We start from the raw sequence: 26,238 nt of genomic DNA on the forward strand, positions 1-26,238 counted from the left end.
CGAAAAACCACCAAAATTTCTTGACCCTGAAATGTCCAAGTCTCCCAATCTGGTCTGGCTCCGCTCCTTCGAAAGCGCCGCGCGGCACATGAACTTCACCGCCGCCGCCGCCGAACTCGGCATCACCCAGACCGCGCTAAGCCTGCATGTCCGCTCTCTCGAAGCGCAACTGGGCTGTCCGCTCTTCACACGCGCCGCCCGCAACCTCACCCTCACCGAGGTCGGTCAGGCCTATGCCTTCTCGGTCCGCCGCGCCCTGGGCGACATTGCGCTCTCCACCACAAGCCTCTTTGGTGCCAGCGAGGCGCAACACCTCACCATCCGCATCCCGATTTCCTCGGCCACACTCTGGCTCGCCCGCCGCCTGCCGGACTTCACCCAAAGCCACCCCGGCATCTCGATCAGGCTGGCCTCCAACATCTGGGCCGACTCTGCTGGGCGCGAAAACGTCGACGTGGAAATCCGGTTCGGCCGGGGCGACTGGCCCGATGTCACCTCGCACCGACTCACCCACGAACGCATCGTTCCCATTGCCGCCGCCGGAACGCCACCACTGTCGCACGATGACCTGCAAACCCGACCCGCAGTCCAGATCCTCGGACTTCAGGATCTGTGGCAAAGGTACCTCGCGGCCTTCGACATCCCGCAGGACGCCACCCAAAGCCAGTTTGCCGTCGATACCACCATTGCCGCTGTCGACATTGTCGCCGCGGGCGGCGGATACGCGGTGATACTGGAACGCTTTGCCGAAACCGCTATCGCGATAGGGCGCGACATTGCCATCGTCGGTCAACCCCTCCCGATCGAACAGGCCCACTACGTCACCCGCCCGTCGGCAACATCGACCAACAATACCGCCGCACAGCTCTTCACCAGCTGGCTGGAACAGATCGCCAAATGAAACGGGCTTTGCCAGCATCCGCCCGCAAAGCCGCCATGTCATAGATCCACCTGGCCTATCTAAAGACGCACCGACGCCCCCGTTTCCGACCGGATCTCGTCAAACAGTGAATAGGCCAGCAGCTTGATCGCCCGCCCCGGCATCCGCCGCCGGCGCAGCCTGGCTTTCGTCAGATCCGCCTGCATATGCACAATCCGCGTGTCCGGATTCAGCGCCCGCAACTGCACAAGAAACGGGAACCAGAACCAGCTGATCGGCAAATGCGAGACGATCACCTCGGCGTCCATCCGCTTGGCCCCTCGGCGTTTCACGGCCATCGAATAATCATCCGGCGCAACAACCCCGCTTTCGCCCGACAAGGACCGCGCCTCGGCATTCTGGCTTTCAAACAAATGACAAACACTCATCTCACTCGTACCTTCCCCTGAAACCCCCATTCAATACGCACCGCGCGCCGACAGAACCGCCCGGAACGTCAGGGCCATGATCAGCAGGTCCAGAAACACATTGTGGGTTTTCGCATAGGCGATATCCATCTTCACCATGCGCTCGAACCCCACGTCGGCCCGCCCCGAAACCTGCCACAGCCCGGTCATGCCCGGCACCGCCTCAAGCCGCCCGCGTGCCTCTTCGGAATACTGCGTCACCTCTTCTGGCAGGGCCGGACGCGGCCCAACCAGCGACATATCCCCCTTCAGAACATTCAGAACCTGCGGCAGCTCGTCGATGGAATAGCGACGGATGAACCGGCCAATCGGCGTCACCCGCGGATCCGACTTCTGTTTGAAACACACGCCACTGCGGTCACTACCCTCAAGCAGGGCGGCACGCCGCGCCTCGGCGTCGATATACATGGACCGAAACTTCAGCATCTCGAAGGTTTCGCCATGCCGTCCAACCCGTGTCTGGCGAAAGAACGCAGGCCCGGGACTGGTGATCTTGATGATCGCCACAACGGCAATGATCAGAGGCGACACAAGAGCCACCACGATCGAGGCAAATGCCAGATCAAGCATCCGCTTCATGACATCCCGCGCGCTCGTTTTACGAACAGTTTGGGACGGGGCCGCGCCATTCTTGGCAAAGCCGGGATCCATAGCAAGAACCATAGTCGAACCCTCCTTTTGCATCAGGTTTGGTTCAATATGCGCGCAAGGATCAGCCCGTTCCACGACGCGGGAGGCCATGTTTTATGCCCTTATGTGAACGACTTAGCCACCAGACTAGGGCACAGCGCGGGACCGGATCACAGGTCTATCCCTCCGGATAAAGGCGCCACGCAAATGGGGTCCACCTTGCCCGAGCACCCCGAAAACGACGAAAGGCGCAGTGCCGAACACCACGCCCTCCATCCTTGTCTCAAGGTCTTTGAAACCGCACCTATCGCATCAGGCCAGGGTCCTTTCGCGAGGCCTTCTGAACGACAAATCCCGCCCCATGTCTCGGCAAGGAGGCCACCCGCGACACCGCATCATTCAGGCGCGCCAACCGGTCGCCGGGCGTCACCACGCCCACCACAAGGTCCGCCGCCGACGCAATCAGCTCCGCCGACAGCCCCTTTCCGAAACTGCCCGCATCAACAACGATCACCGCATAGTCTTCGGCATATGTCTCAAGCGCCGAACGCACCGCCCGTACCGAAACCGACGCATCCCCGACAAGGGCATCCCGCCCCGCCTCAAGCACCGCCGCCTTTCCGGGATCACCCGCCATTGGGAACACGGTCTCACCCGTCAGAACTTCCCGCCAGCCCGCCGTGTCGCTCGTGGTGCCAGTGGCAAGGTTCGCGTCAATGAACAGCGTGTTCAGCCGCGCCGTCGCGAAACTGTCGGCCAGCGCCCGCGACAAGGCGCGACTCTCGGCCCTTTCAAGCCCGCTGACAGCAATGATCCTGGCGCGGCGGCTCGGTCGCGTGCTCCGGCTTGGAAACAGCAGCACCGCATTGCGCAGGCGAAACACCGCATCATCATCGCCGCCCTTGCCCGTCTTGGCCGGAAACACCGCAAGCAGGGGCATCTGCCACACATGCCGCCACAGATCGTCACTAAAGCGGAACCGCCCGCGACGCAGCCCGTACCCCATGACCAAAACCACCGCGAGAACCATACCCCCAAGGCCACCTCCCGCCCCCAGCATCTTGGCCGTGTTCTCTGCCGGATTCTCCGAGACAACACCGCGCGACATCGCCTCGACCAGCCCCGGCATCGAATTGCGGCTTTCCACACGGATCACATCCAGCGCCCGGCGGGTTTCATCCAGCATCCGGCGCAGCTCGTCACGCTCCTCTTCCAGAAACGTCAGTTCGATCCGCTTGCGGTTCAACTCCCGCGCATCATCCCGCGCGGTCTGCAACTGGTCCGACACCTTCTTGAGCAGCGCCTGAATTTCTGCGATCGACTCTTCCCGGCTGGCCTCGCCACCTTCTGTCAGCGCACCGGTTTGCCCCAGAACCTGAATCTGCTGACGCCGATCCGCCATCGCGCGGTCGATAATCGCGATCTCCTCGCGCTTCTCGCGCACCTGCGAAGTCCCATCCGCATAACGGCGCAACAGCGTCGAAAGCTCTGCCTCGCGCTTGGCCTTGTCAAAGTTCAGATCGGCCAGCGCACGGTCCAGCAGGGTGGCCCGCATGATTTCCTGATCCGCCATATCGGCACTGCCTGATCCGGTCTGGCTTTCCAGGGCCGCAAGGGTCGCGGCCACCTCGGCCCGACGCGCCACCAGCCCCTCGATCTGCGAGACCTTCTCGATATGCGTCTTCACCAGCGACGCCATGCCGAACTCACCCCCAACCTCAAGCGTCTGGGCCTTCACCGCGTTCAGCCGTTGCAGAAGGTCAACTTCCCGCGACGCCAATTCGCTCTCACGGAAACTGGCAAGCTTCTCCTTGCCCTCTTCGTGCAGCGCCAGATAGGCATCCACCACCGCGTTGACCTTGCGGGCGGCAAACTCCGCATCCACCGACGCCGATTTCAGAACAATCAACGCCTCCTTGCGTCGGATCGAAACCGACTCCGCCAGCCTGCGCGCTGTCAGCTCCTCGTTATAGGGCGAGGGCACCTCCTTGATAATCTCCACCGCCCGCTGCATCACCGGATGGCTAGCTACATAGGTCGTCTCGGCCTTAACGAAAGACTGGAACAGCTTCAGCTTGCTGTCGTCGCCATTGGCAAACAGGATGCCCGGCTCGCGTGCCGAAATCCGCAGGATCGCCTGCGATTCATATATCTTCTTACCCGAGGTGAACCCAAGCGCACCGAACCCCGCGCCGAACAGACCGGCCAGCACCACAAGGACAAGCCAGCGCCCCCGCATAAGGCGACCCAACGCGGCAAAGGGGCTGAATTCCGCCGGCTCACCCGCCTGAACGAAATCCGCAACCTCGGCACCGGCAAAGCCTTCTGCGTCGGGGCTATCGACAACCGAGCCGTCCATCACAGGTCTCCTCGACGGGCCACCGGCACGCGGGAACTGTCATCGCGTTCCCACTTGGGTGCACCCCCCGTGGCCTCGAACATCAACGCCACGCGCACCGAAACCGTCAGCGACAGGAACACCAGCAGCGGCGCCCAGAGCATAGGCCGCGCCAATGCGCCCACCAGATGCCCACGCCCACCGCCGCCCGACGCGCCATGCCCCATCCGGCCCAACTCGCGGGTTCCGCGACGCACCCGCTTGCGCACGGCAAACAATGCCGCAAGCGTTCTCGGCGCACGGGCCACAAAGCGCACATCGCGCACATAGGCCTTTTCCGACGGCCTAAACGCGCGGCTCACATACTCATCATCGGCCGTCACATCAGGCAAAGGCGTGATCCGCTCCAGCCCCGCGCGGGCCACCGCAAACAACCCGCCGAACTTGCCCCCCCGCAGGTAAGGCCCGCGCTGCCAGATCGCATAGAACCCCCGCACAGCGGCACTACAGCCCTTAAGGTCTACATCCATGCCGCCATGGCTGGCCAGCGCCTCGCCGCGCAACAGCGGTGCCACAAGCCGTCCGATCGCCGCCGCATCCACATCGAGATCGGCATCCAGAAACACGATGGCCTCGCCCCGCGCCCGCGCCAGGCCAAGGCGCATGGCATTGGCCTTTCCCGGCACCTGCGTCTCAAGAACAATCGCCTCCGGCATCGCCTCGCGCGCCGCCTCGGCGGTTCTGTCGCGGCACCCGTTTGGGATCACGATCACCTCAACCGTGTCGCGACACAGCCCGCGGCCCAGATGTGCCAGGGTGCGCCCGATCACCGCCGCTTCGTTATGCGCGGGAATCAGGATCGATGTCGTGATCTTGGAAACCTGTGTCATCTCTTCCCCTCCTATGCCGCGTCCGAAATGAACGAACGGACTTCCTGCAAAAGCTGCGTCCGGTTGGGCGACATGCCTTCCTGTTCCAATGGAAGCGCGCGCCCCTGAAGCGCCGCATCCATCGCAGGCCCAAGATCGCTTTCGTCCCAGATCACCCGCACATTGGCCAAACCGCCAAGACGTTCGGCGGTGGCGTGCTGATGGTCGTTGCGGTGCTCTCCCAGATCGGCACGACGCGGCAGGATGATCACCGGCTTGCACAACTCAAGCGCGGTCAGGATCGTACCCATCCCCGCATGCGAGACGATCACCGCCGCCTCCTGCGCCAACTGCCTGAAATCCTTGCGCTCAAGCCGCGCAACGATATCCATCCGGTCCGAGGCAAACCCGCTCTCGCCACTCTGCGCGACGATACGACGACCCGGATGGACCTCGGCCCAAACGTCCACCGCCCCCAGAAGGCGATCAAACGGCAGCTGTGTTCCTACAGTTACAAAGATCATCGCATCCCCCTCACAGAACCGAGCCGTGATAGGTGGCATCCGTCTTCGCCGCCACCTCGGGCCATTGCGTCACCAGCCGATCCGCATGACGCCGCGCCAGATGCGCCGAGAGCGACAGCTCGTTGCCATTGGCCACGCTGTCGATAAACATGCTGCGCGCACCGAACAAGCTCGCGAACCGGATCGCGAGATACCCCGGCGCAGCGCCCGTGGTCACAACCACATGCGGACGCACCTTGAGAACGATCCAGGCAATCTGCACCGCCGACACCAGCAGTTTCAGCTTGGTATCGCGGTTGGCATCGAGGAACTGGTGATAGGGCGCGGGGGCCACATCATGCCCCACATCCTCGGTCGAGGCATAATGCACCTCGGCCTCCTGAAAGGCCGGAACAAGGCGCAGCATTTGCACCCAGTGACCTCCGCCCGACGCCACCGCCAGAACCCGCCGACGACCCGCTGGCCGGATTGCAATTGCCTTGCGCATATCAATTCCCTTCCGCTTCAAATGTTCCGGACGATGCCATCCTTTGAAACAAAACTACTGCGCAAAAGGCCCGCCCGTCAGACAACCAAAAGGGGAATGGCACGGGCATCGGGCGACCTCCCTATGCCAAAGGATAGGGCGGCCTGCCGCATCGGATGCAGCCGCCCGCTCAAAAGGGATACCACCCGCGAAAAACCGTTTTGGATCAGGCGGCTTGCCCCACCTGCGCCGCACCCAGAATATCTTGGTAAAGGTCAACAAGCGCCGCCGCCTTGACCGGCCAAAGACCTTCGCACAACAGCTTGTCACGCCCGCCCTGCCCCAAGGTCCGGCGCTGCCCGGGGGTGTCCGCCAACCACCGGATCGCACCGGCCACATCCCGCGCCAGATCCTCCGGCGTCGACACATCCAGCCGCACCCCGCAGGTCTCGTCCACGATCCACTCCGGCCCGCCACGTTTGGCCGCAATCACCGGCAATCCCCAGCGCATCGCCTCGTAAAGCACCCCACCCGCAGGTTCGCGGAAACTGGGGAACACAAACACATCGGCCCTGCGATAAAGCGCCTCGACCTCCTCGCGCGGAATACGCCCAAGAAAGCGAACACGATCCGCAACCCCAAGCCGTTCCGCCTCGGCGCGGCAAATCTCGATTTCCTCACCGGCACCGGCACTGGTCAGCCGGATGCCCGGCCGATCCTTCAAAAGCGCCATCGCCCGCACCACATCGCGCAATCCCTTGGTCCGCACCCCGCGACCCACATGCAGCAGGTCAAGCGTCTCAGTCCCTTCATGCCGCGCCACGTCGGGGGCCAGATCATCAATCCCCAACTCCAGCACCGGCTCAAACCGCTTGATCGGCACGGCTCCCAGAACCTCCTGCATATAGGGCGCCACGCCAAGGATCGCCTCGGCCTGAACATAGCTGCGGCGCAGCCACGGATCATGGGCAAACCGAAAGGCATCCAGCTTGCGCAGCTTGGTAAACCACGGCGCCGCGTCCATCTCGTGCCGGAACCCTTCCGGCGTCTCCAGCGCCCCGCCCAGCGGCCCTATGACATAAGGAATGCCCGCACCACACAGCGGCGAGGCATAGCGCGCCGCCTGCGGCATCAGCTGCTGGGCAATATCAAACTGCACCCCCTCGGCCTGCGCCTGCCGGATCCACGCCCGCACGTGGCGCGAAAACACCGGCCACGCGGGCTTCAACATGGCGTTCACCCGTTCATTGCGCCGCGCCCAGGCGGGCTCCGGCCAGCTCACCACCCGCGCCTTCGGCAATTGCGCCGCCAGCGCCACCCGCCCCGGCCGCTCGAAGGACAGAACCGTCAAATCCACGATTTCCGCCAGCGCCTCGGCCCACTTGAAGGCGACATAAGCCTCGCCCACGTCCGTGCCATCCACATTCGGTGCAATCAGAAGTACCTTCATACCATCCTCCCTCAGGTCGCCGGCCACAGCTTGCCAAGCGAGACCACCACGTTGCGGAAATGATGCGCGCGTTCTTTGGCCCGTGCCCGCCCGCCGATCTGCAACAGGCTCCAGAAGGCAGCGCGCGACAGGTTGAACCCCATCAACATCGCCCAACAGGCCGCACCACCAAGGATACCACCATGTTTGCGATGCAGGCGAATGGTGCCCTGCGTAAGCATCACGTCCCGCTTGTGGTTCAGCTTCTTCACAGACCCGCCGCCAAAGTGGGTGATCTCGCCCACCGGGGCCAGAACCAGCTTCCAGCCCGCATTCGCGAACCGCCGGCACCAGTCGGTCTCTTCGCCGTAGAAAAAGAAGTCCTCGTCCAACAGCCCGACTTCTTCCATCGCGCTGCGCCGCACCATCATGTAACAGCCCGAAACAACCGCCACCTCCCTTTCGCTGCGCCGATCCCAGCTCAGCATCTGGTAACGATCAAACAGCGGCATGGACTTCAGCTTCCAAAGCCCCGTGGTCATCAGGAACAGGTTGAACAGGCTCGGAAACCCCGATCCGGTGATCTGCAAACTGCCGTCAGTGTTCAGCACGCGGCACCCCATCACCCCAACCTCCGGACGCTGGTCAAGATACCCGCAAGAGGCCGCCAGCACATCGCCATGCACAAGCGTGTCGGAATTCAGCAACAGCACATGCCGCCCATGCGCAACCCGCAGCGCCTGGTTGTTGGCCGCCGCAAATCCACGGTTCTCGGTGTTGCAGATCAGGCTGACATCAGGAAAACTCGTCCGCACCATCTCCTGCGATCCGTCTTCCGAGGCATTGTCGACCACGAACACCTCGGCCTCCAGCCCGCCCAGCCCGTCAAAAACCGATTGCAGACAATCCCGCAGCATCTCGCGGGTGTTCCAGTTCACGATCACGATCGACAGATCCATACTCATCTCCTAACTCACTCAGAACAGGGGCACGCGGCGGCGGGGCATCGCGGGCAGCATCCGCTTCAGCGCCGAAGATTTGCGCGCGGTTTCGGGTTTGGTGTCGGCCATCCACACGCCACAGCCGATCAAAAACATGAACAGCACGAACAGCGCGTTCCAAAGGTGCACGGTGCAGGCCACCACCGAGATACCGAACAAGGTAAACGCCCAGGCATGCCGCGCCCGCTGCCAGTTCTGCGGCAGCTTCTTCTTGCGTCCCACCACATAGACCAGCCCGATCAACAGGCCGAACAGCATGAACCACGCGGGCATCCCGTAACGCATCGCGATCAAAAGCCAGAAATTGTCCATGCTGTCCGACATCCAGACCGGACGCACCCAATCGCCCAGCCCCACACCAAAGATCGGATGCCGCGCTACCTCTGCGGTGCCATAGTTCCACAGCAGGATACGGTTATAGGCCGAGTGGGTCGAAAACGTCAGATAGGTCACGAACACATGGAACGGCGTGCGGTTCGACAGAACGTCAATCGCCAGATAGGTCAGCCCGAACAGCCCGAGCAGCATCCGCCAGCGCCCGACGATCCCATAAAGAACCCGCTCCCAGGCGGCGACGAACATCTGCATGATCAGCACAAGGTACGGCCCGCCCGAGGCCGACAGAAAGGTTGCCACCACCACGCCGATCACCCGCGCCATGCCCGAGATATTCATGAACCGGCGGTCTGCCACAACGAAATAGGCCATCGAAAAGGCCGAGGCCGAGAACACGCCATACAGGATCGGGTGATCAAACGGCCCAAAGGCACGCTCGATCCCCATGCGGGGGTCGATATAGGGCGCGCCCGGCCCGCCCAGCGCCGCGGCAAAGGTATCGCGGATAAAGTGGATCGCTGTCAGGGATTCCGGCACCGTGAACAACAGCAGGAAACAGACCACGCCGACATAGGCCTTGGCAAAGGCCGTGAAATCCTCGATCGACCGGATGTAAAGCCGCCCCAGAAGATAGGCGCCCGCGCATTCGATCGTATAGATTCCGCCGCTCTCGATCCCCTGCTGCACTCCGCCCCATTTGATCAGCGACAGCGTCGCCCAGATCGAATGGCCAAACACGAGGCAGTCAAAGATATTGATCTTCGTGCGCTTGCCCGAAATCAGCATGTAGAACATCGGGATGAACGCGATGATCAGCACCACGCGGTATCCCGAAAACCGCAGTCCGCCCACCGTCAGCGACACTTCCGGCGGCAACAGAATGCCAAGGAAGAACAGCGCCACCGGCACTGGCACCCCAAGAAGGGTGCGGGTTCTTGTCTTCGCCACAGTCACGGCGACACCACCCGATGCGCGCGGAACCGGTTACGCTTGATCAGCGAGAGCGCCGGCTTTTCAACAAGATGCCAGCTCAGGAACGCCACCGGCAGCACCGCCGACAGGCTCAGCAAGGCAAGCATCCCCGGCGTTGCAGGCCCGACATAGCAAAGCACGAACTGCGCCACCGGCCAGCCATAGATGTAGATGCCATAGGACAGGTCCATCCCCGGCGAGACCGCGGGCAACCGGAACGCCAGCAGGCACAGGCCATAGCCCATCGCCACGATCATCAGCGGCAGGGCACTTCCTTGCCCTGCCACCAACGACGCGCCGGCCAATAGGGCAATGCCCGCACGCCAGTCCAGAACCATCCAATCCCGTAGCCGCCAGAATACCGCACCGCTCACGAACGCCAGCAACAGAGGTGCCAGCGTGTTCAGGCGATAGGCCAGCGCAGGCGCAACCTGCTGCGAGATCATTTCCGGAAACGCCCAGAGCATCAGGCTCGCCCCCGCAAGGCAAACCCACCCCCAGACACGATCCAGAAGTCCCGACCAGATCGCCGAGGCAATGACCCCATAGCACAGGACTTCGTAAAACAGGGTCCACAGCGGGCCGTTCACCACGCTACCGTAAGGCGTCCCGACAAGGGCGCCCGAAATCTCGTGCTGCAAAGACACCAGCGACAGCCCGCGCAGCACATAGGTCACCAGCTCGCCAAACCCTGCCGTTGCCCCGCCATCCACCGCGATCAGAACCGTCACGATCAGGGCCACCGCCAGGCCGGGATAAATCCGCAGCACCCGCTTCAGCACAAACCGCCCGCGTTCCTGCCGGTCCGCCGCCGCACTGGCGCTGATCAACATGCCCGAGAGGAAAAAGAACACCAGAACCGCAACGCCCCCAAGCGACAGGCCAAGCGCCGCCTCCAGCGGCTCCACGGCCCCCCGCCCAAGCGCCAGCGGCCAGGCATGGCTCACCACCACCGCCGAAGCCGCGACAAGGCGCAACAGGTCAAGGTTGTTCTCGCGCCCCCGCCCCAGCGCCGCGCCAAGGGTGACAGGGCCGCTCATTGGCCCGCCTCGTAGGGCGTGATCCGCACCGGACGCCACAGACGCGCCTTCAAAATCCGCTTCAGCGATCCCGCCACCGACTGCGCCTTGCGCTTCAGCGACAGGTGCGACCGCCACAGCGCGAAACTGTTCAACCCGCGATCCTGCGGCACCGGCAGCCCCACCAGCCGCATCGCAAGACGACGCCCAAACACCGACCCGCGCGTATCAAGCAGGTTCGGCTGTGCCTTGGCGATCCGATCCCGCGCCGTCTCCCGCGCGATCAGGTGACCGCTGCGGATGGCCTCCTCGACGATCTCGATGCCGCGCTGCGTGCGTGCCACGATCAGCGACCGCCCCGCATCCATGTTGCACTTGGGCGGCGTGTCCCACGGATCGCCCACCGAGATGTCGGCGAACTCTCCGGTGTGGTCAGCACAGATCCGGCAGCGCCACTTGCGCCCCGCCTGCAACACCCGGCCCCAGCCCTCGCCATAGCTCACCGCATCGCTCTGATGCTCGGCACCTTGTGCATCGCGATAGGTTGCCTGCATCATGCCCGGCCACCCCTGCCCGCGATAGCGCAGGTCGGTCACGATGGCATCTTTCGGCACCGACAGACGATCAAGCAGACGGTTGGTCGCGGCAATATTCGGCGCACCGGCGCAGAAAATCGAAATCGTCGCGGCGCATTTTTCGGTCAGATGCGGATCGACCTTGCCCATCCGTGCCACCGAAGCCACGTCACAGGGCTTGCCGATAAAGGCAAACTGCCCCGGCTCCAGCGCCGCATCCGCCAGCTTCTCGCCCGGCGCGGCAGGCGCATAGCGCGACCCCACACCCCGCATCAGCCCTTCGCGATCACGGCTGATGACTGCTTCGTTCAGACGCGGATCATCGGCACGCTGCGCCACGTGCAAAACACGCTCGGCCACACCATTGGCTAAAAGGCTCGCGGCAATTCCCGTCACCGCACCACCGCTCGAGCCGCGAAAGCGGATCTCTTCGTCACGCGCCCAGCCTTCCCAGACCTTCAGCACCGGCCCCCAGTCGCGATCCACCTGATCCGCCACCGGCAGGTCATCGTGATCCGCCCCGACACCGGCACAGGCCCCCAGCGCCATCCGCGCCGCGGCGTGCCCTTCCTCGCTCTGCGTCACCACGGGACGACGCCCGTTGATCTCGTCATCCACCATCTTGATGAACTCCGGAAACAGACCGCTGCACACGCCACACCCGGTGCACAGGTTGCTTTCCACGGTACGGGTGATCGGATCGCTCTTGGGTTTCATGCGCTGGCTCCCACAGGTTTGGCAGAGTCGTGAGTGGTGACTAGATGAGGTTTGAGAAGCCCCCAGGCCCGCAGGGCCGCAAGCGCCTCTCCCGCCGCCGCCGCAAGCGCCAGCGCATGAACTGGATGGCCGGCCATCGCCAGCCCGAGCGCAGGCACAAGCGCCATCGCACGCAGAATATTGCCCCGCATCGGGATCGCGGTTTTCCCAAGGGAAACAGCCAGTTGCGAAACAGGCGTGCGGGCAATCCGGATCGCCGCCGCAAGGCCAAGCGCCCACAGAAGCGCCGGTGTCACGTCAAACTCGGCGCCATAGACCGCGCGGATGAACGGACCCGCCAACAGGCCAAACCCGGCAAAGAAAATCAGCGCCAGCGCCCCGTACCCCCGCAACGCCGGCCCCGCCGCGCTTGCCAGATCGTCCTCGGCAAGGCTCCGACGGAAGGCCGGCGCCAGCAACGAGGCCGCCGCCCGCCCTGCGATCTGTGCCGGCAGCAGCGCAAGCTGAAGCGCCACGCCATAGAGCGCCAGTTCGCTCCAGCCGAAATACCCCGCCACGATCAGGCGATCCGCCTGAAACGTTAGGAACATCAGCCCCGCGTTCACGATCAGTGGCGCCCCGAAACGCCAGATACGCAGGCCATACCCCCACTCCAGCGCCAGTTGATAGCGCCGCTCGGCCACCAGATGCGACAGCACGACCAGCGCCGCCACATGCACCATCAGCACCACCAGAAACGCACGGTGATCCCCGACCATCTGTGCCGCAAAGGGCGCGCTCATCAGCATAGCCACCGCCGCGCCGCCATCCACAACCATCAAGCCGCGATAGTCGAACCGACGCTCGCGACGGCGATAATCAAGATGCACGAAGCCCCGCAGCAAGGGCGCAAGCGCCAGCGCCGCAAAGGTCAGCGCGGTCGGCCCGTCGGCAAATCCAAACGACATCGGCACCGCCAGCAGCACCAGCACAAGCGCCAGCCCCGCACCGCGCAACACCGCAAACCCCTGAAGGTTCGCCTGCATCCGCTCGGTCCCGCCGTCCATCGCCTGCGCCATCAGGCGTTCAACCGACAGGTCGCTCGCCATTTCAACAAGGCGCAGCGCAAGCGCCAGAAGCATGATCTTGCCCAGTTCCTCGGCACCCAGAAACCGTGCCAGCACCACCGAGCGGGCAAAGACTGCCACCTCGTTGGCCACTGGCACGGCCCAGGCGGCCGCACGTCCCGATGTGCTCGCAGACCGCATGGTTCAGCCCTCGGCCCGACGGATCGCATCCGCGATCATGTCCATCTGCGCCCCGGCCCGCGCCCGCACAAACGCCATCTGTTCTTTCAAAGTCTTGCGGCTCAATCCGCGACGGCGCAGGCTGGCCCGCACGACGCGCCCAAGGCTCTGTGCATCCAGAACCCGCAGGTCGGCGACATCCTGCTCGATGCCGCACTCTGCAAAGACGCCTTCCGCCTTGTCGCTATAGCCGAACCCGAGGGTCGGCACGCCTGACGAAAAGCTCGCAATGGTTGAATGCATCCGCGCCCCCGCGAACCAGTCGCACCGCGCAATGATCCACTTCAGCTCGCAGGCGTCATAGATCTGCGGCAGCGTCGCCACCCGCGCGCCATAGGTCACCCGCAGCTCGTCTTCCAGCGCACGGCAGGCGCTCCAGTCGCTTTCTGCGTCCCCTTCTGGGCGGTTCACATGCGGCACCAGCAGCAGACGCATCGCGGGATCGCTATCCAGCACCGCCCGCGCCGCCGCCGACGCCTGCGCCCGATGGCTCTCGGCCAGCCCAAAGGCCGCGCAGGCCTCGGTTTCGCGTTGATACAGCAACCCGTTCACATTGATCCCCGCCACCGGAATGCGATCATCGTGCAACCAGTTGCAAATCTCGTCCGGCAGGGGTTTCGCCGGCACCGTCTCCGGCAACAGCACGGCCATATCGACGCCAAGATGATGACGCGCAGGATCGAAATCCGCGCCAAGCTCGTCTTTCAGGAAATCGAAACTCCGCTGGTCACGCACCCACACGGCCGTTGCACGGCGCAGGATATCCACGGCCTCGGCTTTGCGCTGAGGGTCGCGAAACGGCCCAAGCGTCTGGGGCAAAAGGATAAGCGGGCGACCATTGTCCAGCGCCAGCCGCTTTGACCGACACATCGCCTGGAACCGCTTTTCGCCGTAAAGATCGGTGAAACTGTCGCCGCCGCTGACATCCAGAACCGCACGCGACCCAAGGATGCTGCGCGCCGCCGAATTGCCAAGTCCTCCCAACCGCGCAAGCGCCGAAACCGTGCGCAGGCAATCCCCGCGCCACAGACGGCGGTTGTTGGTCAGGCCAAAAAGATCGACGCCGGTTTCCTCGCCACCGATCCACCAGAAGGCCCGTCGCGCACCGCGTCCGTGGTCGGCCACGGCGATCCGGTCGAACCCGCGAGATCGTATTCCCGCCACGGCTGAGCGACACAGCGCACTGACCCCTTGGTTGCCAGTATCAGGGGCGGCTCCAAGCAAGGTGATCATGTCGAGGTCTCCAATCAAAGGCTTTTCAGTAACTTGCATTGACCATAAGCTCGGAACGCGCGAAGAATAGCGCACGTAAGGCTAAGTGCAGGTGCAAGGGATTGGGACGCCTAGGCAAAAGTATAGTTCACGGCGTCGCCCCTATCCTGAAGGATAGGTTTCGCGCGTTGCGTGTGCTGCCTCTGGCCTTGTCGCTTCTTGTTTCGGCCTGCGAATCCGGCCTTCTCGACACCTCCGTCATGCGCAACGACGGGGTGGTGTTTCGCAAGACCGTCACCTCCAATCCCGGCGTTCCCGGCCGCGATGCGGGCTGCCGCGCCTCGACCAAGTCGCCCGAAACCCTGAGCCAGTCGATCCCGGAACAAAGCTACCGCGTTGGCCCCGGTGACACCCTGCGCTTCAACATCTTCGGCGAAGAAGGCATGCGCGACATCTCCGCCCGCGTGGACGGCGGCGGCTATGTGCAACTGCCCATCGTGGAAACGGTGCTGGTGCGCGGCAAGACCACCCGCCAGATCCAGCGCACGGTAAAAGAAGCCTACACCGCGCATTTCGTGAATCCCTGGGTCACGGTCGAGCTCGACGATGCCGAAAGCCATCCGATCTATTTCCTTGGCGAATTCAAACAGTCGGGTGTTCAGTATCTCGAACATCCCCGCACCCTGCTTGAGGCCCTCGCGATGGGCGGCGGCCTGACCCCCGATGCCTACCTCCCCGGCGCCCGCCTGATCCGCAACGATGTCATGTGTATCGTCGATCTTCAGGCGCTCCTGAAACAGGGCCGCTTTGATCACAATGTCTATGTGGCAAGCGGCGATGTCATCTTCGCCCCGCGCAAGGAAGACATGCAGGTCTACATGCTCGGCGCAGTGGGCAAACCCCGTGCCGTGCCTTTCGGTGCCGACGGCCGCACCCTGCTCGAAGCCCTCTCCATGGCCGAAGGGCCCGACGAGGCCAACGCCCTTCTGACCGACGTGCGCATCGTGCGCTCTTACTCCACCACCGAAGGCGAACTCCTGATCGTCGACGTGGATGCCATGCTCACCGGCAATGCCCTCGACTACCCCCTCATGCCAGGGGATGTGGTCTATGTCCCGCGCAGCGCATTGGGCAACTGGAACGAGGCCATCGCCGCCATCCTGCCCAGCCTCGAACTGATCGGCGGCATCATCTCGCCCATCGTCCTGATCGAGAACCTGTGATAGCCCGCCTATCCGTTTGAGTGGCCGGCCCCCCGCTTGCACGCCCCCCTCATACGATCGCCCCTGCTCTCAACCACTTGCGCCCCCTCACATCGACGCCCGACTTGCTACCTTGGTCGGATAGTTTGTTAGGGAGTGTCCTATGGTTCAGGCAGCCGAACTCAATGTGAATACCAGCGCAACCGCTCTGGAAATGGCCAACGCGATGTTCGGGGCCGGCGTGACCGTCCTCAGCGCAACCTTCACCGGCGACGGCCTCGCCTCCGGCATCTACACCGGCGGGGAATCCACCTCGCCCGGGGCCGTTCCCGCTGACACAGGCGTTATCCTCTCCACCGGCAAGGCGACCGACTTTACCAACTCCTCGGGCACCGCCAACCAATCCGAACAGACAAGCACCAACAACGCGGGCGTCGACAATGATGCCCTGCTGAACGGCATTGCAGGCGTCCGCACCTATGACGCCGCCATTTTCGAAGCCGATTTCATCCCCACCGGCGACACCCTCTCGATGCAGCTCGTGTTTTCCTCCGAGGAATATCTTGAATGGGTCAACGCGGGCTTCAACGATGCGGTCGGCATCTGGGTCAACGGCACCAAGGCGGAACTGGCCATCGGGGACGGCGACATCTCGATCGACAACATCAACACAACCGTCAACGAGAACCTCTTCATCAACAACGGCACCTCTGCCGTGAACACCGAAATGGACGGGCTCACCATCGTTCTGACGGTCAAGGCACCGGTGAACGACGGCGTCACCAACACCATCCGCTTCGGCATCGCCGATGCGGGCGACGCAATCTATGACAGCAACCTCCTGATCGTCGGCGACAGCGTGCAAACCGCCCTCATCGCCGAGGACGACACCATCAACGTGACGGCCAAGGGCGAAACCCTCGTCGATCTCTTGGCAAACGACGACATGCCCTCGGGCAGCACTGTCACCATCTCCAAGATCAACGGTCAGGCGGTTTCCGCAGGCCAGAGCATCACCCTCGACACCGGCCAGCAGCTCACCCTGACGGCCGACGGCAAGGTGCATGTTCAGGCCACCGCCGATCTCGGCTCTGTCGTCTTCACCTACACGATCTCCAACGGCCTCGGCCAATCCGACGTCGCCTATGCCACCCTCGTGACCGATCCCGTGGATGGCACATCGGGCGACGACTCGATGATCCTCAAATACACGGACGCCGACGGCAACCAGATCGAAGGCACCGACGGCGCAAGCGAAGTCATCATGGGCTACGGTGGCCACGACAAGATCTTCGCCGGCGACGGCCACGACGACATCCACGGCGGCAGCGGCAACGATTTCATCCGCGCAGGCACCGGCAACGACCTGATCCTTGGCGGCACGGGCAACGACGTCCTTGACGGCGGCACCGGCGACGACACCATGGCCGGCGGCAGCGGCAACGATATCTACTACATCGAAAGCACCGGCGATCAGGTCAACGAAACCGCGAACAATGGCCACGACCGCGTGATCACCACCCACAGCCACACGCTCGGCACCCACTTCGAAGATCTCTGGCTGCGCGAAGGCAGCGCCGCCACCGATGGCACGGGCAATGCCCAGAACAACCTGATCGTCGGCAACGCCAACAACAACACCCTGACAGCCCTTGGCGGCAATGACCGCGTCCTGGGCGAAGACGGAAATGACACCATCCTCGGCGACGACGGAAACGACGACATGGAAGGCGGCGCTGGCAACGATTCACTGTCTGGCGGCAACGGCGCGGACAAGCTGCGCGGCGGCACCGGCACCGACGTCATCGACGGTGGCACCGGCAATGACCTGCTGCGCGGTGGCTGGGGCGCCGACACCATCACCGGCGGCGACGGCGATGACAACATCGACGGGGGCGCAGGCGCCGACATCATGTCCGGCGGCAAGGGCAACGATGTCTATCGCATCGACACCCTTTCCGACACCATCATCGAGGCCGCCAATCAGGGCACCGACACCGTGTTCTCGACCTTCGACTGGACGCTTGGCGACAATCTCGAACACCTGCGCCTCAAGGGCGCGGCCACGGCGGGCACGGGCAACGCCCTGAACAACCGCATCTTCGGCACCGGCGGCGACAACGCCCTTTCAGGCCTCGACGGCGCAGACGACCTGCGTGGCATGGGCGGTCAGGACATCCTTCTTGGCGGCGCGGGCAATGACATCCTCAAGGGCGGCCTCGACAACGATTTCCTCTCGGGCGGCGCTGGCGCAGACCGCCTCAAGGCCGGGGTCGGTCAGGACACGCTGGACGGCGGCACCGGCAACGACCGCCTGTTCACCGGCAACGGCGCCGACCACATCGTCTTCCGCGCCGGCGACGGCCACGACACCATCCGCGATTTCGACGCCACCGACGACACGCTTGTCTTCCACGGCCTCGATGCCAGCGACCTGACGCTCAGAACCCAGGGCAACGGCGTCGTGATCGTCTATGGCGAAGGTGACAGCATCTATTTCTCCGGCAGCGGCGCACTCACACTCGACCAGTTCACCTTCGATTTCGTCTAACCGCCCGGCCACCATGCCGCGCCCATGACCCTGAATCAAAAACGGCTCCGGGAGAGAGACCGGAGCCGTTTTACTGCTGACTTGGAGGGATCAGCTGAGAGAGCTAATCTGTGCGGCGACCCAGCGGGACACCGGATCGGGGCGCATTGTCCAGGCACCTACCTGCTCAAGAACCGAAGCCGGTTCGAGCCGCTGCGCCTGTGCGCCGTAGAAGTCGGGGCCAAGGCGCGACATCACCGCCCCTTTGACACCAAAGAACGCAACAGCCAGCATCAAGATCCCCGTCCAGGGAACCTGTGGTCCCCGTCGCGCACTCCGGATCACGACGTATCCGTCATGATCTACAGAGATCTGCGAGCGCGATGCTCGCATGGGTTTCTTGTTGCCCTTCGCGTCATAGATGCGGGCAACGCGATCACGGAATTCTTCGTAGGAATCGCTCATGGCAGCCTTCATCGAGTTCGGCCCCCACCAAACAAGGCTAAATTCGTCTCGAATTGTGGCGAAAATAAGGCAAGCCCTTCGAAATAAGGCAAAAAAGGGCCAAATTGGGCAATTCGGGGAAATCTTGAATCCGATCTGGAAACAGCCTGCCGCCACCCTGAAACATTGTCTCCAAACGCGCAACATCCATTAACCAATCGGGCACGAAAAAGGCGGCCGAAGCCGCCTCATCCCATCCGATTCGAAGCCCGCCTTACCGGCGTGTCAGCGTCAGCGTGGTCCATTCCCCGATCTCTTCGCGGGTGTGAACATCAAAGCCTGCCGCGTCATAGGCCGCCACGACCTCGTCGGCCTGTTCGTTCAGGATACCCGACAGGATCGCATGACCACCGGCCGCGATATTGCCGCCCATGTCCGGTGCCAGATCGACCAGCGGTGCCTTCAGGATATTGGCGAACACGAGGTCATAAGGCGCTTTCGCCGCAAGGTCCGGATGACCAAAGCCCGCCGCCTCAAGACAGATCACCTTGCCTTCGAGCCCGTTCGCCGCAACATTCGCCTCGGCCACATCCACGGCCACCTCGTCGATATCGCTGGCCAGAACCGGGTTCGGCCAGATCCGTGCCGCGCCCATCGCCAGAACCGCCGTGCCACAGCCGATGTCGGCCACGTTCTTGCCCACGAACCCTTCGTTCGCCAGCCGGTCCAGCCCCTTCAGACAGCCCAGCGTCGTGCCATGGTGGCCGGTGCCAAAGGCCATCGCCGCCTCGATCAACAACGGCTCGCTGCCTGCGGGCACCTTGTCGGCGTCGTGGCTGCCATAAACAAAGAAGCGCCCCGCCTCGACCGGTGCCAGCTCGCGTTTAACCTTGGCCACCCAATCCGTCTCCGGCAGTTCCGACACCACGAAGGGTTTCGCCCCGAAGGCCGCCGCCAGAACCGCCAGCCCGGCCTCATCCGGGGCCTCAGTGAAATAGCCGCCGATCTCCCACAGGCCCGAGCCATCCTCGATCTCGAACACGCCAACGCCGGTCGGTTCCGGATTAAGGCGTTCCATCGCGTCGCCAAGCTGCTCTGCTTGGTCCTTGCCGACAAGGGTGGTCAGTGCGGTGAAAGTGGGCATGTCTCGGGGCTCCTTGTGGATATCCCTCGCCCCTAGGCCGATGCGGCCCCGCCGTCAAGCTTTCGAACCAAAGCCTTTCAGGAAATGCCAGCTCCACAATGCCGCAAGCACCCCGACAACACCCCCGGCCACCGCCTGCGCGTAAACAACGCCCGGCGCCGCCAGCCACGCCGCCCCGACCCAGGCCGCAGGCAACATCAGGATGCCATCGCGCGTCCAGTTCGCCAGCGTCGACCGCGTCGGCTTGCCCAGGCTGTTGAACGTTGCATTCGACACGAACAGCGCCCCCACCAGCACAAACGCCCCCGACCCGACATAGGCAAAGGCCCTGTAAACCGCCGCGCCCTCGCCCTTCAGGCCGAAGACATCAATCATGAACCCTGCCGAGACCGACAACAGGAACCACGCCACCATCGTGTAGCAGGCACAGAAAATGAGGGAATCCCGAAAGGTCGACCGCAGCCTGTCATACTGCTTGGCGCCAAAATTCTGGCCATAGATCCCGCCAATCGCCCCAGACAATGAGAAGATACCGCCAAAGGCCACCACCGTCAGACGGTTCACCACCGCCCAGGCCCCCACCGCGTCATCCCCGAAACTCGCGATCACCCCGGTCAAAAGATAGTTGCCAAACGGCGTCGAAATCTGCGTCAGGATCGCCGGCAGGGCAATCGCGAAATAGGGCAGGAACACCCGCTTGATCGTGCGCCAGCGCGGCCAAGCCATCAGGTCATGGGTCACAGTCGCAAACCGCAGCGCATTACCCGCCAGAATGATCCGCGAGATCACCAGAACAATCGCCGCCCCGTCCAGCCCAAGCTCCCAGTAGAAGATCAACAGCGGGTCCAGCACGAATGACACCGACCCAGACGTCAGCGTCACGAACATCGCCCGCTTGCCGTCGCCTTCGGCCCGAAGCACAGCAGACCCCACAAGCCCCACCGCCATGATCGCCAGCGAAGGCACCGTCCACAACAGGTAGCGCGCCGCCAATGCCGCCGTCTCGCCCTCGGCCCCGACCAGCGCCAGAAGGTCATGCCGGAACCACACGATCAGCGCCGCCACGAGCGACTGGAACGCCACGGTGATCATCATCGAACTGGTCGCCTCGCGCCGCGCCCGTTCCCGCTGCCCCATGCCAATCCGCTTCGACACCATGACCGTCGCCGCGATCATCAGGCCGATGCCGGTGCTCACCGAAAAGAACTGCACCGCAAAGGCATATCCAATCGCCGCCACCAGCTTGGGATCACCCAGTTGCGAAATCCAGAACAGGTTCACAAGGTCGACAAGAAAGACAAAGGTAATCCCCGCAGCGCCGGTCATGGTCATGCGGATCACATGCCCCATCGTCGGCCCGTCGAGAAATCTCCCCCGCGCCGCCATCTCTATTCGGCCGCCGCCGCAACATAGCGGCTCAGCCGCGTTTCATTGCCCTTTTCCGGATGGCGCGGCACCAAGAGCGACAGGCCAAGCGACACCATCGCCATCCCCGCCGCCAGAATGAACACCGCCGCCGGCGACAACACCCACAACAGGCCCAGCGGCACAGGCAAGGCCACCGCCGCGATATGGTTGATGGTAAAGGCCACCGCCGCCGTTGGCGCGATGTCCTGCGGGTCGGCGATCTTCTGGAAATAGGTCTTCAGCGCCAGCGCGAGGCCAAACAGGATGTGGTCGATCACATAAAGCACCGCCGCCACCAGAACGCCCCAGCCGAACCAATAGACCCCGCCATAGGCAAGGAACACGATCACAAGGCCCGCGTACTCGAAAATCAGCGTCGCCCGCTCCCCGAACCGCGCCACCGCCTTGCCCAGCAAAGGCGCCGCGATCATGTTGATCACGAGGTTGATCAGGTAGAGCCCCGTCAGCTCATGCACTTCAAAGCCGAACTTCTCGACCATCATGAAGCCCGCAAAGATCATGAAGATCTGCCGCCGCGCCCCAGACATGAACTGCAACGCGTAATACAGCCAGTACCGCTTGCGCAGCACCATCTTCTTGGCCTGCGGCGTGCGCGATTCAAACTGCGGATAAGCCAGCAAACAGAACAGCGCGATGGCCGCCGTGGTCATCCCCGCTGTCATGAACACAACATTATACGTCAGGTTCAGCGTGTCCCACATCAGCACGATCAACACGAACACCACCAGCGTGCTCGCCGACCCCGCCGCCAACAGCCAGCCCAGGGTCTGCGGCGCCTTCTCCTTCGAAAGCCACTGCAACTGCACCGACTGGTTGACTGTCTCGTAGTAGTGGAAGCCAACTGAACTCAGAAAGGTCAGCATCAGGATGCCGCCAAGGCTCGGGAACCACGCGGTAAAGGCCGTCGCCACCCCCAAGAGCGCCAGCGACACCATGCCCAAAACCTGCTCGCGCACGAACAGGATGATGGCAATCACCCCAACCGCCAGAAACCCCGGAATCTCGCGGATCGCATGCAACAGACCAATGTCGCGCCCGTCGAAATCCGCCACTTCGATCACAAAGTTATTGAGCAGCGCATACCACGCGTAAAACGCGATCGGCATTGCAAGGGCGGTCACGAACAACAGGGCAACGGGCTGACGCCACAGCGGCAACTGCTGTGCTTCATCAAGGGTGATTTTTCTTAACATGCTTTGCGGCTACGCCTTTCAGACCGGAAAGGCGAGCGGTTTCACGCCATTCTGAGGTCGGAAATGGCCCTGCCCTGATCTGAATCAAGGAGAAACATGCCATTCCAAGCATACATCCACGCATTCAGATAAGTGAAAGGGTCGGCATGGACATCCTCACCCTCGTGGAACAAATCGGCGAAGCCCCCACTGCGGCGGTCCTTGGCCTGATCACCGGCATCATCTTCGGCGTTGCGGCGCAACGCTCTAGATTCTGCCTGCGCGCCGCCACCGTCGAATTTGCGCGGGGCGAGTTGGGCGACAAGGTGGCCGTCTGGTTGCTAACCATTTCCACCGCCATCGTCTGGGTTCAGGGCGCGCAGGCGCTTGGCCTGATGCACAGCGCCGACGCCCGCATGATGGCCGTACCCGGCTCCTGGTCCGGGGCCATCATCGGCGGCCTTCTCTTCGGTATCGGCATGGTGCTGGCCCGCGGCTGTTCCGGCCGCCTGCTGGTTCTGGCCGCCAACGGCAACCTGCGCTCGGTCGTCTCCGGCCTGATCTTCGCCGTGGTCGCCCAGATGAGCCTGTCCGGCATCCTGTCCGGCTGGCGTGACAAGATCGCCAGCCTCTGGGTCACCGACGGTGGCCGCAATCTCGACCTGATCGCCGCCCTTGGCCTGCCCGACCTCGCCGGCCTCGCCTTCGGCACCTGCATGGCCGGCCTTGCCCTGCTGATCGCCCGCAAGAACCGCATCGGCGCCAGCCGCCTGATCTTTGCCTCCGGCGTCGGCTTTGCCGTGGCCGTGGGCTGGGTGCTGACCTACGGCCTCAGCCAGGTCGCCTTCGAACCCGTCCAGATCGAAAGCGCCACCTTCTCCGGCCCCTCGGCACACACCCTGATGTTCTTCCTCGATCGCAATTCCGTCCTCGAATTCGACATCGGCCTCGTGCCGGGCGTGGTCATCGGCTCTTTCCTTGCCTCGGTCATTGCCCGCGAGTTCAAGTTCCAGGGCTTCGAAAACGAAAGCAACATGCGCCGCGCCATGCTCGGGGCGGTTCTCATGGGCTTCGGGGCCATGCTTGCCGGCGGCTGCGCCATCGGCGCGGGCGTCACCGGCGGCTCGATCTTCGCTGGCACCGCATGGGCCGCTCTCTTTGCCATGTGGATCGGCGCGATGGCCACCGACCTTCTCGTCGATCAGCGCGGCATGAAAGCCGCCGCCGCCTGACCACGCGCACACAACAAAATCAAAAGAACCGCCCCAATCCGGGCGGTTTTCGCATGTCTGCACCTCCGCGATACAGCCGTAATACCGACGCAATACCGACGTGGATTTTCAGGCCTAATAGAAACTCTGCGGATCAATATCCACCGCAAGCCGCAGATCACCCTTTAGCTTGAACTGCCCCACCCATTTCGCCAGCGCCGCCTGCAAGGGCGCGCCCTTCTCAGCCTTCACCAAAAGCCGCACCCGATGCCGCCCCCGAACCCGCGCAATCGGGGCTGGCGCAGGGCCAAAGACCTGCGCGCCAATCGCCTGCAACGGCCCGTCCTGACGCGCCAGTGCATTGCCAAGATCAAACACCTGCTGAACATCCTCCGACGACAGGATGATCCCCGCCATCCGCCCAAACGGCGGCACCCCGGCATGACGCCGCTCATCGGCCTCTGCCGTCCAGAACCCGACCTCATCCCCCGCAAGGATTGACCGGATCACCGGATGCTCCGGCTGGAAAGTCTGCAACAAAGCCAAACCCTTACGCTCCGACCGCCCGGCCCGCCCCGCGACCTGCCGCATCAGCTGAAACGTCCGCTCCGCCGCCCGCAGGTCCGATCCCTGCAACCCGAGATCTGCATCAATCACCCCCACCAGCGTCAGCAGCGGAAAGTTGTGCCCCTTGGCCACAAGCTGCGTCCCGATGATGATATCCGCGCCGCCCTCGGCGATCTGGTTGATACCTTCCTTCAGCGCCCGCGCCGACCCGAACAGATCCGACGACAACACCGCCAACCGCGCCTCGGGCCAAAGGGTCGCCGCCTCTTCCGCCAGCCGCTCAACCCCCGGCCCCACCGGCGCCAGCTTGCCCTCTTCATGGCACGACGGGCAGGCCTCCGGCATCGGTTTCGTCTCGCCACACTGGTGACAGACCAACCGCTTCAGGAACCGGTGCTCCACCATCCGCGCATCACAATGGTCACAGCCAATCTGGTGCCCGCAAGCCCGGCAAATCGTCACCGGCGCATAGCCGCGACGGTTGATAAACAACAGGGATTGCTCACCTTTTTCGATCCGCGCATTCACCGCCCTTTGCAGGCTTGGCGAAATCCACCGGCTGCTGGGCAGGTCTTCTGCCCGCATGTCGATCGCCCGCATCTCCGGCAAAACCGACTCGCCATAGCGCGAGGTCAGCTCAAGCTTTTCGTACTTCCCCGCTTGCGCATTCGACCAGCTTTCCAACGACGGCGTCGCCGAGGCCAGCACCACCCGCGCCGAACAGACCGAGGCCCGCAACACCGCCATGTCCCGCGCGTTGTAAAGCACCCCGTCTTCCTGCTTGTACGAGGTGTCATGCTCCTCATCGACCACGATCAGCCCGAGATTCTGATAGGGCAGGAACAGCGCCGACCGCGCCCCGATCACCAATTGCGCCCCGCCTTGGCCAACCATCTTCCAGATGCGCCGCCTTTCGGTCATCGTCACCCCGGAGTGCCACTCCGCAGGCTTCGCCCCGAACCGCGCCTCAACGCGTGTCAGGAATTCCGCCGTCAGCGCGATTTCCGGCAACAAAACAAGCGCCTGCCGCCCCTGCCGCAGACATTCCGCAACCGCCTCGAGGTAGACTTCGGTCTTGCCCGATCCCGTCACCCCGCGCAGCAAGGTCGTGCCATAGGCCCCCGACCGCACCCCGGCCCGCAACGCCTCGGCGCCGGCCGCCTGATCCTCGGTTAGTTCCTTGCCGCCCCATTCCGGATCAAGCCGCATGAACGGCAGGTCGCGCGGCGTGTCTTCCTCGCGCACCACGCCCTGCTTCACCAATCCCTTGACCACCGTGGTGGTCACACCCGCCATCTCGCTCACTTCCTTGAGCGTGAAGGCCAAGCCGCCATAGTCGGTCAGCACCTCGATCACCCGGCGGCGGGCATCGGTCTGTCGATCCGGCTCCCCCTCGCCCAGCCGGTAAACCTTGCGCATCGACGGCGGATCGGACAGCCCCGGTGCCCGCGTCGCAAGCCTCAACATCGCATGCAGCGGCGTCAGGGTGTAATCCGCTGCCTTCTCAAGGAAAAACCGCAATTCATCGCGCATCGCGGCGACATCCAGAACCCGGCTCACCGACCGCGCCTTGGACAGGTCGAACCCGCCACGCCCGCGCCCCCAAACCACGCCAATCACCTTGCGCGGCCCCAGCGGCACCTCGACAAAAGCCCCGCGAAAACAGCCCCCCTCCGGTGCCTTGTAGTCCAACAGCCGATCCAGCGGCTGCGTCGTCAACACCGCCACCAAGGCCCCTTCGTCAAAGAAATCCGGCTCGCTCACACCTGCCCCTGTCGCCACGCTTTCCCGCTCCCGAAATCCATCGGGGGTTCCAGCA

22 protein-coding genes are annotated in these 26,238 nt (G+C 63.5%); 4 read left to right on the plus strand and 18 right to left on the minus strand.

What is annotated here, in order from left to right; all coding sequences use genetic code 11:
- The first annotated feature begins 31 nt into the window (after positions 1-31).
- Complete coding sequence (locus ABWV42_RS04605; protein ID WP_353339077.1) at positions 32-901, plus strand: LysR substrate-binding domain-containing protein; 870 nt, start codon at positions 32-34, stop codon at positions 899-901.
- 59 nt (positions 902-960) lie between these two features.
- On the opposite strand, the gene ABWV42_RS04610 is transcribed toward ABWV42_RS04605, so the two are convergent.
- From ABWV42_RS04610 to ABWV42_RS04670, 13 genes are all read right to left on the minus strand, one after another.
- Positions 961-1,308, minus strand: a complete 348-nt coding sequence (locus ABWV42_RS04610) for a hypothetical protein (protein WP_353339078.1) — start codon at positions 1,306-1,308, stop codon at positions 961-963.
- A gap of 30 nt (positions 1,309-1,338) precedes the next feature.
- Positions 1,339-2,010: a sugar transferase gene (locus ABWV42_RS04615; protein WP_353339079.1), complete on the minus strand. Its 672-nt coding sequence runs from the start codon at positions 2,008-2,010 to the stop codon at positions 1,339-1,341.
- Positions 2,011-2,281: 271 nt separating this feature from the next.
- Positions 2,282-4,336: a GumC domain-containing protein gene (locus tag ABWV42_RS04620; RefSeq protein ID WP_353339080.1), complete on the minus strand. Its 2,055-nt coding sequence runs from the start codon at positions 4,334-4,336 to the stop codon at positions 2,282-2,284.
- Positions 4,336-5,205: a glycosyltransferase family 2 protein gene (locus ABWV42_RS04625; RefSeq protein ID WP_353339081.1), complete on the minus strand. Its 870-nt coding sequence runs from the start codon at positions 5,203-5,205 to the stop codon at positions 4,336-4,338. The genes ABWV42_RS04620 and ABWV42_RS04625 overlap by 1 nt, the downstream gene beginning before the upstream one ends.
- A gap of 11 nt (positions 5,206-5,216) precedes the next feature.
- Entirely contained in the window at positions 5,217-5,708 is a 492-nt protein-coding gene (locus tag ABWV42_RS04630) for a glycosyltransferase (protein WP_353339082.1), read from the minus strand.
- 10 nt (positions 5,709-5,718) lie between these two features.
- Positions 5,719-6,195, minus strand: a complete 477-nt coding sequence (locus ABWV42_RS04635; protein ID WP_255104455.1) for a glycosyltransferase family protein — start codon at positions 6,193-6,195, stop codon at positions 5,719-5,721.
- A 205-nt stretch (positions 6,196-6,400) separates the two neighbouring features.
- The gene (locus ABWV42_RS04640; protein WP_353339083.1) at positions 6,401-7,624 is read right to left on the minus strand and encodes a glycosyltransferase family 4 protein; all 1,224 of its coding nucleotides are present in this window, start codon (positions 7,622-7,624) and stop codon (positions 6,401-6,403) included.
- A gap of 11 nt (positions 7,625-7,635) precedes the next feature.
- A complete protein-coding gene (locus ABWV42_RS04645; RefSeq protein WP_353339084.1) occupies positions 7,636-8,562 on the minus strand; it encodes a glycosyltransferase family 2 protein in 927 nt (308 codons plus the stop codon).
- An 18-nt stretch (positions 8,563-8,580) separates the two neighbouring features.
- Positions 8,581-9,894 (minus strand): O-antigen ligase family protein, encoded by a 1,314-nt coding sequence (locus ABWV42_RS04650; protein ID WP_353339085.1) that lies wholly within the window; start codon positions 9,892-9,894, stop codon positions 8,581-8,583.
- On the minus strand, positions 9,891-10,952 hold the full coding sequence (locus ABWV42_RS04655) for an acyltransferase family protein (protein WP_353339086.1): 1,062 nt from the start codon (positions 10,950-10,952) through the stop codon (positions 9,891-9,893). The genes ABWV42_RS04650 and ABWV42_RS04655 overlap by 4 nt, the downstream gene beginning before the upstream one ends.
- Positions 10,949-12,223, minus strand: coding sequence for a Coenzyme F420 hydrogenase/dehydrogenase, beta subunit C-terminal domain (locus ABWV42_RS04660; protein ID WP_353339087.1), 1,275 nt, complete (start codon positions 12,221-12,223; stop codon positions 10,949-10,951). The genes ABWV42_RS04655 and ABWV42_RS04660 overlap by 4 nt, the downstream gene beginning before the upstream one ends.
- Positions 12,220-13,470, minus strand: coding sequence for a lipopolysaccharide biosynthesis protein (locus ABWV42_RS04665; protein WP_353339088.1), 1,251 nt, complete (start codon positions 13,468-13,470; stop codon positions 12,220-12,222). The genes ABWV42_RS04660 and ABWV42_RS04665 overlap by 4 nt, the downstream gene beginning before the upstream one ends.
- A 3-nt stretch (positions 13,471-13,473) precedes the next feature.
- A complete protein-coding gene (locus ABWV42_RS04670) occupies positions 13,474-14,742 on the minus strand; it encodes a polysaccharide pyruvyl transferase family protein (RefSeq protein ID WP_353339089.1) in 1,269 nt (422 codons plus the stop codon).
- A gap of 173 nt (positions 14,743-14,915) precedes the next feature.
- On the opposite strand from ABWV42_RS04670, the gene ABWV42_RS04675 reads away from it, so the two are divergent.
- Together ABWV42_RS04675 and ABWV42_RS04680 are read left to right on the plus strand one after the other, a co-directional pair.
- A complete protein-coding gene (locus ABWV42_RS04675; protein WP_353339514.1) occupies positions 14,916-15,944 on the plus strand; it encodes a polysaccharide biosynthesis/export family protein in 1,029 nt (342 codons plus the stop codon).
- Between the two features lie 142 nt (positions 15,945-16,086).
- Positions 16,087-18,474, plus strand: coding sequence for a choice-of-anchor L domain-containing protein (locus ABWV42_RS04680; protein WP_353339090.1), 2,388 nt, complete (start codon positions 16,087-16,089; stop codon positions 18,472-18,474).
- Positions 18,475-18,564: 90 nt separating this feature from the next.
- Here the strand turns inward: ABWV42_RS04680 and ABWV42_RS04685 are convergent, their stop codons facing one another.
- The 4 genes from ABWV42_RS04685 to ABWV42_RS04700 form a co-directional block, all read right to left on the minus strand.
- Entirely contained in the window at positions 18,565-18,918 is a 354-nt protein-coding gene (locus ABWV42_RS04685; RefSeq protein ID WP_353339091.1) for a hypothetical protein, read from the minus strand.
- Positions 18,919-19,171: 253 nt separating this feature from the next.
- Entirely contained in the window at positions 19,172-20,041 is an 870-nt protein-coding gene (locus ABWV42_RS04690; protein ID WP_353339092.1) for a 50S ribosomal protein L11 methyltransferase, read from the minus strand.
- Between the two features lie 54 nt (positions 20,042-20,095).
- On the minus strand, positions 20,096-21,391 hold the full coding sequence (locus ABWV42_RS04695) for an MATE family efflux transporter (RefSeq protein WP_353339093.1): 1,296 nt from the start codon (positions 21,389-21,391) through the stop codon (positions 20,096-20,098).
- A gap of 38 nt (positions 21,392-21,429) precedes the next feature.
- Positions 21,430-22,662, minus strand: coding sequence for an MFS transporter (locus tag ABWV42_RS04700; protein WP_353339094.1), 1,233 nt, complete (start codon positions 22,660-22,662; stop codon positions 21,430-21,432).
- 146 nt (positions 22,663-22,808) lie between these two features.
- On the opposite strand from ABWV42_RS04700, the gene ABWV42_RS04705 reads away from it, so the two are divergent.
- Positions 22,809-23,873 (plus strand): YeeE/YedE family protein, encoded by a 1,065-nt coding sequence (locus tag ABWV42_RS04705; RefSeq protein ID WP_353339095.1) that lies wholly within the window; start codon positions 22,809-22,811, stop codon positions 23,871-23,873.
- A gap of 114 nt (positions 23,874-23,987) precedes the next feature.
- Here ABWV42_RS04705 and ABWV42_RS04710 read toward each other — a convergent pair whose 3' ends face one another.
- Positions 23,988-26,201, minus strand: a complete 2,214-nt coding sequence (locus ABWV42_RS04710) for a primosomal protein N' (RefSeq protein ID WP_502930937.1) — start codon at positions 26,199-26,201, stop codon at positions 23,988-23,990.
- Positions 26,202-26,238 lie beyond the last annotated feature (37 nt).

This window comes from Pelagimonas sp. KU-00592-HH (assembly GCF_040369695.1).
GTDB lineage: Bacteria > Pseudomonadota > Alphaproteobacteria > Rhodobacterales > Rhodobacteraceae > Shimia.